Genomic DNA, 15,887 nt, shown 5'->3' with positions numbered 1-15,887 from the left:
CTTCGGCTTTTATCACCTTTATAGCTCACTAATTTTCAACACACCAAAACGAATCGCCAGATGTACTAGCTGCGCACTCGTGTGGATTTGTAGTTTGCTTTTCAAGATCGTGGTATGATTAGAAACAGTTTTCATACTGACACACAGATGCTCAGCAATCGTTTTTGTCGACATGCCTCGAGCTAACATCACAAAGATCTCAAACTCTCGAGCCGTCATCTCACTTAATCCTGCCGGCATATTTCTTTGCAAAACCAAGCCTGTTGCCAGATCATGCTCAACATAAGGCTTACCGGCCAATACACGACGTACCGCTTCAAGCAAAATCTCTGGAGAACTGGCTTTAGTAATGTATCCTAAAGCACCCACATCTAATGCCTGCTGCACCATCGGAAGCTCATCATACATACTAAAAAATAAAATTCGTGCCTGAGCATCCCGCTCAAGAATACGACGTGCGGCCTCAATACCACTGATATCTGGTAAATTGATATCCAACACAATAAGATCAGGGCGCTCACGTGACCAAAGCGCAAAACACATTTGCGCATCACCTGCCTCAAAAATTTGACAAGGTTCAAGCATCGCGGATAACAGGCTTGCATAGCCTTGTCGCACAACAGCATGATCATCAGTTAGCAGTATTTTCATCCAGACACCCCGCTTAAATTTTCCGCCAATGGCACCTGCAGCTCTATACTTAAACCTTTTCCCTTCACTGTCAGCAATCTGAGCTGCGCCTTTAAGCAGCGTGCACGCTCATGCATAGAACGCAGCCCCACTCCATAACGAACATCCTGCTGCATTCCCTGACCATTATCTTTAACTTTGATTTCTAGCGTATTATTAACAATATTTATTTCTATTTCGACGTGCGTCGCTTTGGCGTGACGAGCAATATTATTCAGCGCCTCCTGCACCAGTCGATAAAGATGGGTAGCGGTCTCAACCTCTAGTGCCGGCCAGCTTTCTGGTAGTTGCAAAGCACACTCAATGCGACTCGTTCTTTGCCATTGCTGCACCAACCCCCTCAAAGCTTGCGGAAGGCCTAAACTTTCGAGAAGCACAGGATGCAAACTTCTCACTAACCGTAAAAAACCCTGCTGCATTGCCTCACAATCTTGAATAATCTGCTGTGCAGTTTTCTCAATCTTTTCTGAGCAACCTGCAATCTGCGTAATCAGATAAGCTTGAGCTTTAATTCCAGTAAGATATTGGCCAAGATCATCGTGCAATTCTCGCGCAAGGTAGGCTCGCTCCTTCTCTTGCAGAACCATCAGTTCCTGAGTTAAGCGCTGATTATCAGCCTGCTCAAGCTGCAGATCATTGCTCATTTGATGAAAGTGCCCAACTAAACGCTGAGCCTCAGGAAAACTCGGGAGCTGTGTTGCGGCTACCTTAACTTTTTTAACATCACCGGTTTCAATCCAGTTGACCAGTTGTTGTAACGGACGCACGCCTTGGAGCCTTCCCCAGTACAGAGCAGCACTTGCAATCAACGCCGCAAGAACAGTTACCCAAAACAGCAGCAACAAAGACTCCCAAACCTCTTCCACCTCATCACTAGGATCAGGTGTTAAAACCAGATAGCGCCCATCCCCCAATGCAAGCTTAAAACCCTCCGCATCTTCATGCTGCTTCAGCATAACTCGCTCAAACCACGCAGGCACCTCCTGATTACTTGGGAAACCAGCGAGAGCGCCCTCATCGATAATTTCTCGATGCAAATGGCGAATAGGGGCACTTAGTAAGCTTTCTAACTCATACACACCTTGCTCTGACAAGTCTACCAACCACTCAGCCACAACGCGTCCCGAATCGACCTCACGAGCAGTATCTGATCGGCCCTGCTGTACCAGCACCCAAGCACTCAGTAGAAAAAAAAGCAAAAATACACTTTGGACAAGGGCCATCTGGCGAAGTATAGAGCTCATTCACTTGCCTCTAAATCGAGAAAATTATCCAGATTTAAATCTTAAAGTGCTTGCAAGCAAATAAATTTAATACTTCAGCACAAAAAAAATACTACTTTTGCACCAAGGCGCGACCAAAAATGTGATTGGTACATGGTATGAGAGTGATAAAAAAATAGGAGAGGAAGACAGAGAATCTGATCAAAGAAAATATCAGAAAGCAATATAGACTTTATAAACGCTATTTATATAGAACGAGGAATGTATTAAGGAGGTTAAGGAAAATATTATATTTTCATATGAAAATGGGGTGGACGATGGGGCTTGAACCCACGACCGCCGGAATCACAATCCGGAGCTCTGCCAACTGAGCTACGCCCACCATAGCATTTTCAAATTGGTGCGGAAGGAGAGACTCGAACTCTCACGCCTTGCGGCACCGGAACCTAAATCCGGCGTGTATACCAATTTCACCACTTCCGCAGAATCAGAGTTTGGGGTGGACGATGGGGCTTGAACCCACGACCGCCGGAATCACAATCCGGAGCTCTGCCAACTGAGCTACGCCCACCATAGCACTCTTATTCACTTCAAACAACTTGCCAAGATGGCGCGCCCGGCAGGAATCGAACCTGCAACCTACGGCTTAGAAGGCCGTTGCTCTATCCGATTGAGCTACGAGCGCCTAGCGCTGGTTGCTTCAGGCATCAGACCTGTACCGGCCGTCTGAAGTGGTGCGTATCCTAAGGGAGAGACTTTCGAGCGTCAAGCCCTTTCCTCAATATTTTTGTTCGAAAACAACCGCCTGACGTCCGTCCTTCAAACCCAGCAGGCACGAAGGAGCACCTAAGGTCTATTTATGGGCAGGAGTAAGTGTGCGAAAATAGCGATATTCTACAAATGATCTCCGGGAAAATTCTGCACACATGAGCGCTCAAATTATTGATGGCAAACAGATTGCCTTACAGGTGCGCGAAGCTGTCAAGGCTTCCGTTTCACAACGTCTACAAGAGGGCAAGACTGCGCCCTGCTTGGCGGTTGTCCTGGTCGGTGAAGATCCTGCTTCCCACATTTATGTCCGCAACAAAAAACAAGCTTGCCAAGACGTAGGCATTACCTCCCTTGACTACAATCTTGGTAAAGACGCCACCCAAGACGAACTGCTTGCCCTGATTGATCGCTTAAATCAAAACCCAGAAGTCGACGGCATTTTAGTACAACTCCCCCTGCCCGCTCATTTAGATACCACTCAAATTATTGAACGCATCCGCCCTGATAAAGATGTGGATGGTTTTCATGCCTTTAATCTTGGGCGCCTCGCTCAACGCATGCCGATGCTGCGTCCCTGCACCCCTAAAGGCATTATGACTCTGCTGAAATCGACCGGCATTGAACTTAAAGGGGCTGAGGCCGTGATTGTCGGCGCATCGAATATCGTCGGTCGTCCGATGACATTAGAGTTACTGCTCGCAGGCTGTACCACCACGACTACACATCGCTTTACTCAAGACCTTGCCGCACACGTTAAACGTGCGGACATTCTAGTTGTCGGTGTTGGCAAACCCGGCTTGGTTAAAGGAGAATGGATCAAACCCGGCGCTGTTGTCATCGATGTGGGCATCAATCGTTTAGAAGATGGCCGGGTCGTAGGAGATATTGAATATAGCTCCGCCGCTGAACGCGCCAGCTGGATTACACCCGTCCCGGGTGGTGTAGGACCCATGACGGTTGCCTGCTTGATGGAAAATACCTTGGCCGCTGCTGATCGCATAGAAGCCTAATTTACCTTTACCCCGCTTCTTAACTGAAGCGGGGACTCCCCTTCAACCTGCTTTAGTCGCCCGTCTTTACAACTTTTGACCCCTAGTCGAAGAGACCAAACTTTTCTAGGCTGAGTTTGTATTTATCTAAATTTCCTGGTTGATAAAAGTATTGATAATATTTATCATTTAAAAAATATTTATTTAATCCCGAGGCAAGACGATGACTGACTCGATCACTGAATCTCAGCAAACAACTCTTCAAAACGAGCCGCAAGTTCAGACGACTACTCATTCGCTTCTCGAAAACACCACAACCCTTGAATCCACTCAAGCTAATCCCACACTCGATGGCGGTCTTCTCACTGAGCCAGAAATAGTATCCGAAATGGCTGCAGGTATCGCCTCATCTTCTCCGACAGAACGCATGATTGACCTGCTTCAGGTCGGCGGCCCCGTGGTCTGGATTCTATGCGTATTTTCTGTCTTCGCCTTAACCCTCATCTTGTTAAAATTCTGGCAGCTCAATCGTGCGACGCTCGGCGCCCAGCAGCGCGTCAACAAGGCGCTGGCGCTTTGGCACTGCGGTGAGAAAAAAGCAGCACTGCAGCATTTAGAGTCTTCAAGCCAACCACTTCCGGTTTTACTGCATGCTGCTATGAAGGGCTCAGGTTCACATGGAGATCAACCCTATCTGCGTGAAGAACTAGGACGCTTAGCCAGTATTGAGATGGAAAGTTTACGCAGTTTTCTACGCCCACTAGAGGTGATTGGAGGCCTCAGCCCCCTACTCGGACTTTTAGGCACCGTGATGGGTATGATTCTCGCTTTCCAACAAATGGAAATGGCGGGTAACCAAGTCGATCCAAGTGTTTTATCCGGAGGCATCTGGCAAGCGCTTCTAACGACGGCGGCAGGTCTGATCGTCGCGATTCCTGTGGTTTTAGCCCACAGTGTTCTTGAGCGCAAAACTGAACGTATCGCTCATGCTATGGAAGTCACTCTAACGTCCGTTTTTACGGGTCACTGCTTGCAAATCCCAGGTGAAAACAATCTGGCTCAAGAGACTTGGCAAACGACAGATGGCAGCGTTCATGCAGCTTAATTTATCGCGTCCAAGACGTCGCAACTTGATCAGCTTAACACCGCTTATCGATGTGGTTTTCATTTTGCTGTTGTTCTTCATGCTAACGTCTAGCTTTATTAAGTGGCGTAATATGGAACTCAACGTGGCACAAGCCTCGACCTCTTCAATTCAGCAAGAAGATAAGGTCGTTCGACTCAACACGAGTGCCACAGGTGAGGCCTTATTTCAGGATCAAGCCTATACCCTTGATCAACTTCCAGCACTGATCGAGCGCTTGCAGCAAGACTCTATTCAACACGTGATACTGCAACCCCATGACGACAACGCCATTCAGCAGATCATTTATCTGATGGATGCTTTGAAACAGCATGGCATTGCGCAGATAACACTCAATACCGACTGAGAGATGAAGTGAACCTATGGCGTTTATGTCTCCCAAGCCCTCACGCTCCAACAGCGAAGACAATTTAATTCCTTTGATTAATGTTGTCTTTTTGATGCTGATCTTTTTTATGCTTGCCGGACAAATCATGGCGTCCGATCTATTTAAAGTCACCCCTCCAGAAGCGATGAGCCCGCGGCCAATGGAAACGACTGATCTTGAATTGCTGATGAACTCAGAGGGTGAGCTCGCTTTTCAAGGACAATTGATTCAGCTGGAAGCACTCGCAGAGATGGTTACTCACGCACTTGATCCACTGCCTTATGAAGCCAATGCACCTAGCATCACCTTTTCTCTGAAAATTGATGAGCAGGTCACCACCGCTCAATTACGCCCCGTCCTGCAGGCTTTGCGGTCTACCCCCCTCAGCGACATTCAACTTATGACGCGCCAAGGCGCTCTTTAACTAAGGCGTTCTTTACTTTCAGCAAGTCGCTCTATAATTAAGGCACCCTGTTCGCATGAAACTTAGCACTCCAAAATTTATACTCGCTTTGCTGCTCGCCCTAATCTTACATTTAGCGCTAGCCTGGATCGTATTTTTTAAGCCCAGTGCGCCGATACAGTCCGCAGATGCTTTGGATGCCGGCTTTATTGGGGTGACGGTTAGTCTTGCGTCAGCGGGCACGCCCTCAGCATCCACCGATCACACTGAAACACAGGATGAATCACCCGCCCATGCAGAGGCATCGCTACAAGAAGCTGTAGAAGAGATCTCACCTCAACCGCTACCTGAGCCGATCCCTCAGCCCGAGCCTTTACCTAAGCCAGAACCTAAACCCACCCCTAAGCCTGAGCCTAAGCCTTTACCCAAGCCTGAGCCGACTCAACCTGAGCCCAAGCCACGACCTAAGCCTGAAGCCTCGCCGCCTCAAGCCACACCCAGCCCTCAAACCTCTAATACTGAAACGCAGCAGAGCACCTCTCAACCCACAGCTCGCTCGCGTCAAGGCGCTGCCGGTGCCGCGCATACCGCTTCACAAACAGCCCAGGACAGCGGAGGAAATCCTGCCGAAAAAGCCAATTATTTTGCTCAGCTGCAACAACATTTAGCGCGCCATAAGCGCTACCCAATGGCCGCGAGACGTCAACAGCGTCAGGGTACAGCAGAAGTTAAATTCACCCTGAATGCACAGGGTCAAGTGATACAATCACAAATTGTAAAGAGCAGCGGCCATGCCATGCTCGATAAAGAAGTTTTAGAGATGCTCACCCGAGCCATGCCCTTACCCGCTTTTCCAGCTAGCATTCAAGACTCACAGCTGGTCATCACTCTACCTGTCACCTTTAATCTGAGTGAGCGTTAATCTCACTCAGTCGCCAAAGCAACAACTGGATCGAGCTTAGCCGCTTTACGCGCCGGTAAATACCCGAAAATAAGTCCGGTCAGAAAAGCACAACTAAAGGCCAAGATGACCGGCATCCAAGTCACTAAAACAGGGGTCCCTAGGTTACCAACCAAAGTTGTCACGGCCAGACCAATAGCAACACCCAACAATCCTCCGAGAGCCGACACCAATACCGCCTCAGTCAAAAATTGTTGCATGATATGGCCCATACGCGCTCCCGTTGCCATTCGCACACCGATTTCACGTGTGCGCTCAGTCACGGATACCAGCATAATATTCATGACCCCTATACCGCCGACTAAGAGCGAAATCGCGGCGATTGAACCCAACAACAACGTCATCGTATTTTGTGTTGCAGACACCGACTCAATCAAAGAAGCCATGTTACGAATCTGAAAATCCTCAAGTCCGTGGCGAGTGAGGAGCAGTTGATGCACCTCCTCTTGAACACGATCAATGTCTTTCAACTCAAGAACTGAAATCGACATACTGCGCAAATGCGTTTGTCCGAAGAGTCGTAATGCGCCGGTTTGAAAAGGAACAATCAGCACATCATCTTCATCCCGTCCAAAAGGTGAAGCCCCTCGCGGCGACATGACACCAATCACTTGGAACATAATGTTATTCACCATGACATACTGCCCTAAGGGGTCTGAATCTGGGAAGAGCGCTTTGGCTGCCGTTTGTCCGATCACCGCCACTGCGGCATAACTTTGCTCATCTTCAGGCGTAAAAAAAGTTCCGCTGGCCAGAGGCCAGTTACGTACCTGAGGGAAATCAGCTGAGGTCGCGGTTGCTTCTGTTTGATGATCCCGCTGTCCAGCACGCAGGGTTATCGAACCACTCTGCTCAGGAATGGCGGCCGCGATTCCTTCCAACTGATTCACGGCAGCCAGGTCCTCCAGTGTCAGCGAAGTCGCCCCCCAACCGCGCTGATTCGGCGCGCCGGGTCTGACCAAAAGCATGTTGGAACCCATAGAACTGATACGCTCAACCACTGCTTGACGTGCCCCATCACCAATCGCCAACATGGTAATGACGGAAGCAACACCGATCACGATACCCAAGAGGGTTAGAGCTGTGCGGAACAAATTCGTGTGCAAAGCCGTTAATGACATTTTCAGTGCTTCCATAAAATGTCGGAAGGCCGTGCCGGGGTATACATGATCGGCATGTCGAATATCCGTTCCCGGTAAACGCGATGGGCGCATGGAAGGTCCTGGATCCGAGAGGATCTCGCCATCGCTAATTTCAATAATACGATCGGCATGTGCCGCCACCTTGGCATCATGCGTAATCAAAATTAAGGTGTGCCCTTCGGCCGCCAATTCAGCAAACAGCTGCATCACCTCTTTGCCGGTTTGACTATCCAAGGCTCCGGTCGGCTCGTCTGCTAGAATAATTTGACCACCATTCATCAACGCACGCGCAATAGAAACACGTTGTTGCTGCCCACCAGAGAGCTGATTGGGGCGATGCCGCAAGCGATCTGCCAGGCCTAATCGCGTCAGCAAAGCTTGAGAGCGCTGCCCACGCACTTGTGTCGGCACACCTGCATAAATCGCTGGAATTTCGACATTTTCCTGAGCGCTGACGCCACCGAGTAGATTGTAGCTTTGAAATACAAAACCAAAAGCACTACGACGCAAAGCCGCGAGCTCATCTGGATTTAAACCCGAAACCGGATGGCCGTTAAACAGATACTCACCACAGCTCGGCTGATCTAAGCAGCCTAAAATATTCATCAGGGTCGATTTACCGGAACCTGAAGCGCCCACGATCGCTACAAACTCTCCTGGCATAATGGTGAGATCGACTTGTTTTAAGACCTCCACCTCTTGATCGCCGTTACGAAAACGACGACTGATCTGCTTCAACTCAATGATTGGAGTGAGCGCCTCTGCTTGCATTGTGCTTACCTCATTCTAGGACCGCTCATCGGCCCCACTCCCGGTGCACCGGCCGAAGCCGCTGTACGATTTGCCGACCCCGCAGGATTCGACAGCAGAACCTTATCGCCTTCTTGTAAGCCTTCTTTGACTTGAATTTGCACGCGATTCGAAACACCCGTCAGAATTTCACGCACCTCTTCTCCCTGCTCTGTTAAAACACGAACACGTGCTGGACGACCTTGCGGATGAGTAGATCCAGGGATAAAACTCACGGCTGATAAAGGCAACATTAAGGCATCCTCGGCCTGGGCACGGATGAAAAAAACCTGAGCAGTCATCTGAGGTAATAAACGTCCGCCTTCATTCGGCACATCAAACAAAGCGTTATATAAGACGACATTACTCTCTATCACGGGGGTGGGTTCGATGCGACGTAGCTCGCCATACCAGCGTTTTTGCGGATCACCGAGGGTCGTGAAATAAGCCGACATACCCGGTGTTAATAAACCCACATCGGCCTCGGAAACCTGTGCCTGTACGGTCATCACAGAGAGGTCGGCAATTTGCAGGATAACCGGCGCTTGCTGGTTCGCGTTCAGCGTTTGTCCCTGGCGAGCTTGAATACTGACCACGGTTCCCGTCATAGGGGCAAAAATGCGCGCATAATTCAACTTGGCTTCATCGGCACGCAATGAGGATTCCGTCTGTTCTATTTGGGCTTTGAGGGCTTGGATTTGTGCACGCGCAGAACGCAAATTCGCTTCCGCCGTTTGGAGAGCTTCTTGTGAAGTGACTTGAGTTTTGATCAGATTTTGCTGCCGCGTATATTGCAACTGCGCCAAGGTCAAAGAGGCTTGTCGATCCTCCAGCTGGGCTTGTAGATTGCGCAACTGCGCACGACTGGCATCCACACTCGCTAGATAGACCGTTGGATCTATTTCTGCGAGCAGATCATCCTGCTCAACTTCATCCCCCACTTCGACATGAATCTGTGTAAGCTGCCCTGACACCTGCGCACCTACTTCGACATAGTCTCTTGGTTGCAACTTCCCCGTTGCCGTCACTAGATGCTCCAGATCGCCTCGCATCACACTCACGGTATTCTGTGTAAGTGTCGAGTTCTGTGGGGCGTAATAGCGGTAGATCCACACGCCAGCCGTGACAAGGACTATAAGGAAAAGACCTATAAGGATTTTTTTCATCGGATTATCCAATCTACATTCTTTAGCGGATTATCCGGCTCTGACCTCTGAGTAACAATAAAAATCCCAAGACTTTACATGACTTTACAAGCACATCACTCAAAAACCGATGAACTCCAAGTCGCACAAGAGCACTTAAAGATTCAGCGGTTCGGTTGTTTAACGCGGCTCAGGCTCAGGGGGCCAAAGCAGATCTAGTGGACAGGAGGCAAACTCTGCTTTAAGTGCTCGGGCAAGTGTGTCAACCAGCCCTGAAGCCCTGCCTCCTCAACACGGAGAAGAGGATTGATTTGCCAAACCCAGCCTGCAGATTCTCCGGGGGACCGTGTCGTCAAGTGTATTGATCCAGGTGAAGAATCACTGAGCAGAGGTAAACCCAGCGTATGCGCAAAGGGCATAAGACGCGGATCTTCCAGAGTCACACCCGTGACCCCCGCCTCGAACAGCAGTGTCTCCAAAGCATACTGGGTCTCTTGAATTTGCCGAATCTGTTGAGCACGGTTGCGCTCAATCTGTGTTTCGTCTGGCCATAGTCGCTTTAAATCCTTTGCTGCCAAGTTGAGCATGAGCACTAGGTTATTAAAGTCCAACCAAAAATACTCATCATGCAGATTCGGCTGCAAAACTACCCTCGCCCCCCCTGGTGCCAACTCTTGCGCAATATCAATTGGAACACTACGCAAGTGTTGTTGACGCACCCAGGGATAGAGAGACCAAGCACTGCGAATCGATTCGATCGTCAGCACCGCTTCGGCCTCTGGTATCTGACTGGGATCCATACGACTCTGCCAATTGGGAATGCGGTTCATGGGCAAGGCATCGGGCGGTAAAAAATGACTTTTTAACTGCGTACCCTCTACCAAGGAAGCCGCAATTAACTGCACCACAGGCACGTTGGTTATTAAGGTTTGCGCCTTCAGGTTCAACGCCAAACTGACAAGAAGGATGCAGGTTCCGAGCTGCATTAAGAATTTCATAATATGGCTCTCCAGCGCCGAATCGCTAAAGCAAAAATAAAACTAGCGGAAGCGAGCATGACAATGGCAGCTCCCGAAGGAATGGGCAAAGCCCCAGCCATAGGTAAAAGAATGCCGAAGACACAACTTAACGTTGAGATCAGCACAGAATACAACACAAACTCACGGGCATTGCGACTCATCAAACGCGCGGCAGTCGCGGGGATGAGCAATAAAGCCCCCACCAAAATCGCACCCACAACCTTGACCGAAGCCACCGTCACTAACGCGATAATGAGGACAAAAATATAGTCATAGAGACGTACCGCGATGCCTTGTGTCATTGCCAGCTCAGGTGACAAGCTAGACAAGGTTGCACGATTTCCTTTGAATCCAAGCAGGAGTGTTAAAATTGCAGCAATGCCGAGCAATACCCAGATATCTAAGTCACGTACCGTTAAAATCGAACCAAAAAGTACATTTTCCAAGATATGGACATTGACACGTTTGGCGACAAACAAAATCAAAGCGGCACCTAAGGCAATAGCAAAGGATAAAAACACGCCGACTAGCGCATCATAGGGCACGGATGTCCGACTTTTGATCCAATGCAACAAAAGAGCAAAAATCACACAGAAAGCAAACAAAGTCACAAAAGGCTCTGTCGCAGGCTCACCAAGCAAGATTCCCAAGGCGACACCGGTTAAAGCGCCATGCCCCACTGCTTCAGAAAAAAATGCCAACCGCTTCACCACGACTAATGGGCCCAGCACACCTAAAAGAGGGCCAATTAATAGCGCCGAAACCAAAGCATTCGTCAGGAAGGCGTATTGAAACATATCAGGCAGATAACCTAATTCGTGGGCATAGAATACCCAGCTGCGAATCCACTCCATGCCCTAGCCTCCAACTCTTTGCATAACGTTCAAGCGCTCAGGCACACAGGGTTTGAGTGCTGGACGCAGCACGCTATGTCCGACTAATCCACCGGCGATCTCCCAAACTTGATCGGCATAGGTATGAATCCATTGCTGATCATGATGAATCACGATGAGTGTATGACCTGCGTCTCTAAGCTCCTGTAGTAACTGAGTAAAATGTGCCTGTCCTAGCTCATCCAAACCCGTCATAGGCTCATCCAAACACCAAAGAGCACAAGGACGTCGCAAAGCTTGTGCAAAAAGCAAGCGTTGCCGCTCCCCTCCAGATAGCTGCCCAAGACGTAGTTGCGCTTTCCCTTCAAGTCCCACACGTTCGAGCAGCTGCTCAACAAGGGTGAGCATGGATGCAGATGGACGCAGAAAAAAAGGACGTGAGCTCATCTGCATAAGCAAATACTCTTGAATGGTGAGCGGCAAAGTCGCCTCAAAAGCAATCTGCTGAGGAACGTAGGCCGTAGTTCGAGGCGCCCCTGCTTGCCAGTGGCGATATATCTTCCCTTGAAAAGGCAGCAAGCCTAACAAGCACTTTAGTAAAGAGGATTTACCTGCGCCATTAGGGCCCATCAAGACATGCATCTGTCCAGGTGCAAACCAGGCATCCATTGGCGCAATCAGTTCGACACGATTTAATGCCAAGCGCAGCTTCTGTACCTCAAGACTCACCGACATCAGGAGCCTCCCACGGCCAAATGCAATGCTTGCACGAGCGTTTTTAAATTATGCTCCATATCTCGCATAACTAAATCTGCATCATATTCACCATGTGTCATGTGCGAGAAATGATACAGCTTAACGCCGGTTGCTTCCTCGATCACACGAATATAACGATTATCCATATCCAGTTCGGTAAACAGCACTTGGATTTTTGCCGCCTTAATCCGGTCAATAGTGGCTTGTAATTGACTAGCACTGGGTTCTACTCCATGTGCAGGCTCAATAACGGTGTCGATACCGATTCCAAACTCTTGCAGCAAATAACCATAGGCATTATGTGTACTAGCGATCCTGACCTGTGAGAGATCCAAGGCTTGAAGCTGAGAGCGGTAACGATGTTTCAGCGCGCGGAGTTCACGCGCATAATTCAGAGCATTCGCCTGAAATACAGAAGCTTGCTCAGGCACCAATTGACCCAATTCACGAGCAATGGTGTAAATCTGACGAATCGCCGCATCAATTGAGACAAAAGTATGCGGATTAAAACTCGTTTGGCCCTGTCCATAGTTGAGCAAAGGCACATCAGCATTGGCGTGAATCTGTACAAGATGTGGCAACTCCAACTGACGCAAAGCCTGTACAGCAAACTCATCATGCCCTATAGCGTTCAGCACAATGGCATCCATACGCATGAGGCGCTGGATATCAGCAGGTTGCAATTCATAGTTGTGAGGATTAAAGCCACTTTCGATCAAGGGCAAAATATCGGCACTATCCCCCACTACTTGCTGAACATAACTGTAATAAGGATGCAAAGTGATCCCGACGGTTAAACGTTTTGCCTGGGCTAGGTTGGGTAGCACAGCCATTATCCATAAAAAAATCAGAGTTCTCATAACTTACCGGGTGCTGATCCAATGATCCTGAGGCAGGCAATCCTGACCAACAGGGTGAAGGGAATAAGAAACTGGAAGATGCAGCCAAATTTGTCTGTGCCAAAGCGCCAACACAAATCCCGCATGCGTGCTCGTAGGACTCAAGTGGTAGCAACCAGGGCTTAACTCTTGCCACGTCAAGCCCTGATCAAAGGGAGGGATGCCAGCCGCCTGAATCATTTCAAGGGACGGATAGGTATCCGTTGGCATCATAAAAGTCAGTTCTTCAAGCGCAATACTTAACTCCGTCAGACGTTGCTGATCGAACGTTGACAAAACAGGCATGAGTGAAGCGGACTCTCCGGGATCCTGACGCCAATGAATCCCCAAAACGCTGAGCAAAAGAATACCGAGAATGGATAGGGCAACCCAAAGGGTTTCCCTACGTCCATCATTGGGTATCACCTCTTCACGAAGGCTATGCAAAACTGAATTAGAGTTCGGCATAATCATACTCAGCAGGATCTTCATGGCCGGCATCAAACTGAATATAAAAAGGTTGATCCTGCCAAGTGAAGGTCGCTCTTGAAAAGTCATCTGCCGTAGCACGTGCCAAAGGCTCTTCGTCGTAACTAAACATGACAACCTCCGCACCGACGGCATCCGTGCCATCACTAAAGCCTACCTGGCAGATCACCTCGTCTACTGCTTTTTCGCAATCTATGTAGGGATAGTGCGACCACGCAACTTGCGTGGTAAAGACACATAACACCGCACCTAATAAGATGCCTGAGCAGCACCCTGAGTAGTCTCTTAAAGAGTGCTGACGACTCATTGTGGAGCCACCTCGACACTGAGTAGATAATTCACGGCAACTTGATCCGCTAAAACACCATCTCCTTCTTGACGCATATTAATACTTAAGAGATGCGGACCTGAGTGCTCAGGGGTAAAGCGAATGCGTCCATCCTTATCCGTAGTGAGATCTTGTTGCAGACGTGAAGAGCGAAATGCCGTACCGCCTGGCACCCATTCTGCGTGCAAACCTACGACCGGCGCACCGTTAAAGAGAAAACGTAGCTCGGCTTCTTCACCCACAACCAAATCGCTTGGATGTGTAATAGCATCCAGTTCAAAACCCTGGCCTTTTAACTCCAAAACCTCACGTGTCGGTGCTTTTTGAGTGACATAAAAAGCAGCAATGTTCTGCATCATGGTCGTTTGAATTTCACGCGCTTCCTTAGGAATTTGTGAAGCGACTTCAACCTTATTACCCATCACACGACGCTGAGTATCACGCCCTCCGATGTTATAACTCGTCATATAACGTGGCGACATCGCTAACTCAACCTTATAGGTTCCCTGCTCAGTCAATTCGAAATCAAACACACTGCGTCTTTGCCCTTTAAAATAAGAACCCATACGCTGGCGTTCACCACCCGGACGAAAAATCGCAACCTGATCAACAGGAATCGCTTTATCAAAACCAAATACACCATGCGAAGCTGTTGCATCAACGGTCACCCAATGGCCTTCCTCTGTTGATACATTAAACTCGCTCGGTAACATCCACATAGGATGCGCGCTCACTTGCACACCCAACAAGCTTAAAGAAAGCCCCGACGCCAAAGCCAACATTTTGATTTTTTTCATTGTTACTTTCCTCCCGTTTTAATAAGAATTTCACCTAACTCCTCAGTAGGCTTAATTAAGTATCGTTGAGCAGACGTTGTATCCACACGCTCTCTTACCCAACTTCTATTCCCATGCTCACGCGCTGCTTCCACATTTACCCAATAGTATCCAGGCGCAACCTTAAGACCCTTTTGATCCGTACCATCCCAGGTCAAACGATATTGACCCGGACGTTTAGTCGCTCCAGTCACAGCATCCAACTCACCTTGATCATAACGCCCTGCTTTGCGCCACCACCGCCGCATATCTTTCAACCAATCTGGCTCTTTACGCCAAACCTCAAGTGTTTTGACGACCTCTTCCTGCTCATTCTCAATCCAGATAGCAACATAAGGTCGATAAACCATAGGGCCTGTAAATGAAGGCAAAGTTACCTCTATCTCAGTTTTCGATTGTGCATGCAAAACTGGTGTGTGAAACATACATGCTAAAGATAAAGCACACAGAGCCTTAAAATAATTCGCCTTCATAATAGAATCCCCCAATATATAATAAACATAATAGCTGCACCCATACCGGCCAATGTTAGCGTACGTGGCCGTCTTTTAGGATGAAATAAAACCAACCACATTCCTGTTAAAGTAAATAAAAGCATAATGATGGCCGCCACATCTATAAACACACTCCATATTTCTCCACTATAACGCCCCATATGTAGATCATTTAAAATGGCCAACCAACCAAAAGATTGCTCTTCGATAAATAGATAAGATTCTTCAGGAATAACCTCAATCAAACTGTAACTTCCAGGACGACGGATATCGATTGTTAACATCCCTTCATCTTCATTCCAATCAAACTTGATCTCACCCGAGGAAATATTATTTTCATCCTTAAGCCACAACCATACTTGACTTGCCGCTAGCATAGGATCGGATTGCCACAACTGCGTTTGGCTCCATACGAGCGGCAACTCAGATTCAATAGAGTAAAGTTGATCAGGTTCTGGAAGCCAATGACGATTATTTAATGTCAGTCCTGTTAGGGTAAAAAACAGCATGACAAATAACATACCCATTGAGGTATAAATATGAAGAGGACGCATCCAACGCTGGGTTTTTGAAAGATATTTCATGATACGTTAAAAAGTAAGTTTATATAATATTATTTATAAATGATAA

Annotated in this window: 18 protein-coding genes and 4 tRNA genes; 5 read left to right on the top strand and 17 right to left on the bottom strand. The window is 48.4% G+C overall.

The window, feature by feature from the left end; genetic code table 11:
• Window positions 1–18: 18 nt before the first annotated feature.
• The 6 genes from E1H14_RS05110 to E1H14_RS05085 all read right to left on the bottom strand — a co-directional run bounded on the left by E1H14_RS05110 (window position 19) and on the right by E1H14_RS05085 (window position 2,598).
• Window positions 19–651 (bottom strand): response regulator transcription factor, encoded by a 633-nt coding sequence (locus tag E1H14_RS05110; protein ID WP_149390374.1) that lies wholly within the window; start codon window positions 649–651, stop codon window positions 19–21.
• A complete protein-coding gene (locus E1H14_RS05105; protein ID WP_149390373.1) occupies window positions 648–1,934 on the bottom strand; it encodes a sensor histidine kinase in 1,287 nt (428 codons plus the stop codon). Before E1H14_RS05105 ends, E1H14_RS05110 begins: the two co-directional genes overlap by 4 nt.
• 285 nt (window positions 1,935–2,219) lie before the next feature.
• A tRNA-His gene (locus tag E1H14_RS05100) sits at window positions 2,220–2,295 on the bottom strand.
• Window positions 2,296–2,311: 16 nt separating this feature from the next.
• Window positions 2,312–2,396: transfer RNA gene (locus E1H14_RS05095), tRNA-Leu, on the bottom strand.
• Window positions 2,397–2,408: 12 nt separating this feature from the next.
• A tRNA-His gene (locus E1H14_RS05090) sits at window positions 2,409–2,484 on the bottom strand.
• 37 nt (window positions 2,485–2,521) lie between these two features.
• Window positions 2,522–2,598, bottom strand: a tRNA-Arg gene (locus E1H14_RS05085).
• Window positions 2,599–2,839: 241 nt separating this feature from the next.
• Here E1H14_RS05085 and folD point away from each other — a divergent pair.
• The 5 genes from folD (at window position 2,840) to E1H14_RS13095 (ending at window position 6,509) form a co-directional block, all read left to right on the top strand.
• Window positions 2,840–3,694 (top strand): bifunctional methylenetetrahydrofolate dehydrogenase/methenyltetrahydrofolate cyclohydrolase FolD, encoded by an 855-nt coding sequence (gene folD / locus E1H14_RS05080; protein WP_149390372.1) that lies wholly within the window; start codon window positions 2,840–2,842, stop codon window positions 3,692–3,694.
• A 202-nt stretch (window positions 3,695–3,896) separates the two neighbouring features.
• Complete coding sequence (locus E1H14_RS05075; RefSeq protein ID WP_235017389.1) at window positions 3,897–4,778, top strand: MotA/TolQ/ExbB proton channel family protein; 882 nt, start codon at window positions 3,897–3,899, stop codon at window positions 4,776–4,778.
• Window positions 4,768–5,163 (top strand): ExbD/TolR family protein, encoded by a 396-nt coding sequence (locus tag E1H14_RS05070; protein WP_149390371.1) that lies wholly within the window; start codon window positions 4,768–4,770, stop codon window positions 5,161–5,163. Before E1H14_RS05075 ends, E1H14_RS05070 begins: the two co-directional genes overlap by 11 nt.
• A gap of 16 nt (window positions 5,164–5,179) precedes the next feature.
• Complete coding sequence (locus E1H14_RS05065; protein ID WP_149390370.1) at window positions 5,180–5,608, top strand: ExbD/TolR family protein; 429 nt, start codon at window positions 5,180–5,182, stop codon at window positions 5,606–5,608.
• 55 nt (window positions 5,609–5,663) lie between these two features.
• Window positions 5,664–6,509, top strand: a complete 846-nt coding sequence (locus E1H14_RS13095) for an energy transducer TonB (RefSeq protein ID WP_160142025.1) — start codon at window positions 5,664–5,666, stop codon at window positions 6,507–6,509.
• Window positions 6,510–6,511: 2 nt separating this feature from the next.
• Here the strand turns inward: E1H14_RS13095 and E1H14_RS05055 are convergent, their stop codons facing one another.
• From E1H14_RS05055 to E1H14_RS05005, 11 genes are all read right to left on the bottom strand, one after another.
• Window positions 6,512–8,461, bottom strand: coding sequence for a MacB family efflux pump subunit (locus E1H14_RS05055; protein WP_149390369.1), 1,950 nt, complete (start codon window positions 8,459–8,461; stop codon window positions 6,512–6,514).
• A 5-nt stretch (window positions 8,462–8,466) separates the two neighbouring features.
• Window positions 8,467–9,645 (bottom strand): efflux RND transporter periplasmic adaptor subunit, encoded by a 1,179-nt coding sequence (locus E1H14_RS05050; RefSeq protein ID WP_149390368.1) that lies wholly within the window; start codon window positions 9,643–9,645, stop codon window positions 8,467–8,469.
• 194 nt (window positions 9,646–9,839) lie between these two features.
• Window positions 9,840–10,622 (bottom strand): hypothetical protein, encoded by a 783-nt coding sequence (locus E1H14_RS05045; protein WP_149390367.1) that lies wholly within the window; start codon window positions 10,620–10,622, stop codon window positions 9,840–9,842.
• A complete protein-coding gene (locus tag E1H14_RS05040) occupies window positions 10,619–11,497 on the bottom strand; it encodes a metal ABC transporter permease (RefSeq protein ID WP_149390366.1) in 879 nt (292 codons plus the stop codon). Before E1H14_RS05040 ends, E1H14_RS05045 begins: the two co-directional genes overlap by 4 nt.
• A gap of 3 nt (window positions 11,498–11,500) precedes the next feature.
• Complete coding sequence (locus E1H14_RS05035) at window positions 11,501–12,211, bottom strand: metal ABC transporter ATP-binding protein (protein ID WP_149390365.1); 711 nt, start codon at window positions 12,209–12,211, stop codon at window positions 11,501–11,503.
• Window positions 12,211–13,059 carry a metal ABC transporter solute-binding protein, Zn/Mn family gene (locus tag E1H14_RS05030; RefSeq protein ID WP_407670237.1) on the bottom strand — a complete coding sequence of 283 codons (849 nt, stop codon included), beginning with the start codon at window positions 13,057–13,059 and terminating at the stop codon, window positions 12,211–12,213. Before E1H14_RS05030 ends, E1H14_RS05035 begins: the two co-directional genes overlap by 1 nt.
• Before the next feature lie 36 nt (window positions 13,060–13,095).
• Entirely contained in the window at window positions 13,096–13,602 is a 507-nt protein-coding gene (locus E1H14_RS05025) for a DUF6162 family protein (protein WP_149390363.1), read from the bottom strand.
• Window positions 13,565–13,906 (bottom strand): hypothetical protein, encoded by a 342-nt coding sequence (locus tag E1H14_RS05020; protein WP_149390362.1) that lies wholly within the window; start codon window positions 13,904–13,906, stop codon window positions 13,565–13,567. Before E1H14_RS05020 ends, E1H14_RS05025 begins: the two co-directional genes overlap by 38 nt.
• Window positions 13,903–14,724: a DUF4198 domain-containing protein gene (locus tag E1H14_RS05015; protein ID WP_149390361.1), complete on the bottom strand. Its 822-nt coding sequence runs from the start codon at window positions 14,722–14,724 to the stop codon at window positions 13,903–13,905. The genes E1H14_RS05020 and E1H14_RS05015 overlap by 4 nt, the downstream gene beginning before the upstream one ends.
• 2 nt (window positions 14,725–14,726) lie before the next feature.
• Window positions 14,727–15,236: a DUF2271 domain-containing protein gene (locus E1H14_RS05010; RefSeq protein WP_200834039.1), complete on the bottom strand. Its 510-nt coding sequence runs from the start codon at window positions 15,234–15,236 to the stop codon at window positions 14,727–14,729.
• Window positions 15,233–15,841 (bottom strand): PepSY-associated TM helix domain-containing protein, encoded by a 609-nt coding sequence (locus E1H14_RS05005; RefSeq protein WP_149390360.1) that lies wholly within the window; start codon window positions 15,839–15,841, stop codon window positions 15,233–15,235. Before E1H14_RS05005 ends, E1H14_RS05010 begins: the two co-directional genes overlap by 4 nt.
• Window positions 15,842–15,887 lie beyond the last annotated feature (46 nt).

Source organism: Nitrincola tapanii (assembly GCF_008368715.1).
Lineage (GTDB): Bacteria > Pseudomonadota > Gammaproteobacteria > Pseudomonadales > Balneatricaceae > Nitrincola > Nitrincola tapanii.
This window is presented reverse-complemented; position numbering and strand designations above follow the sequence as displayed.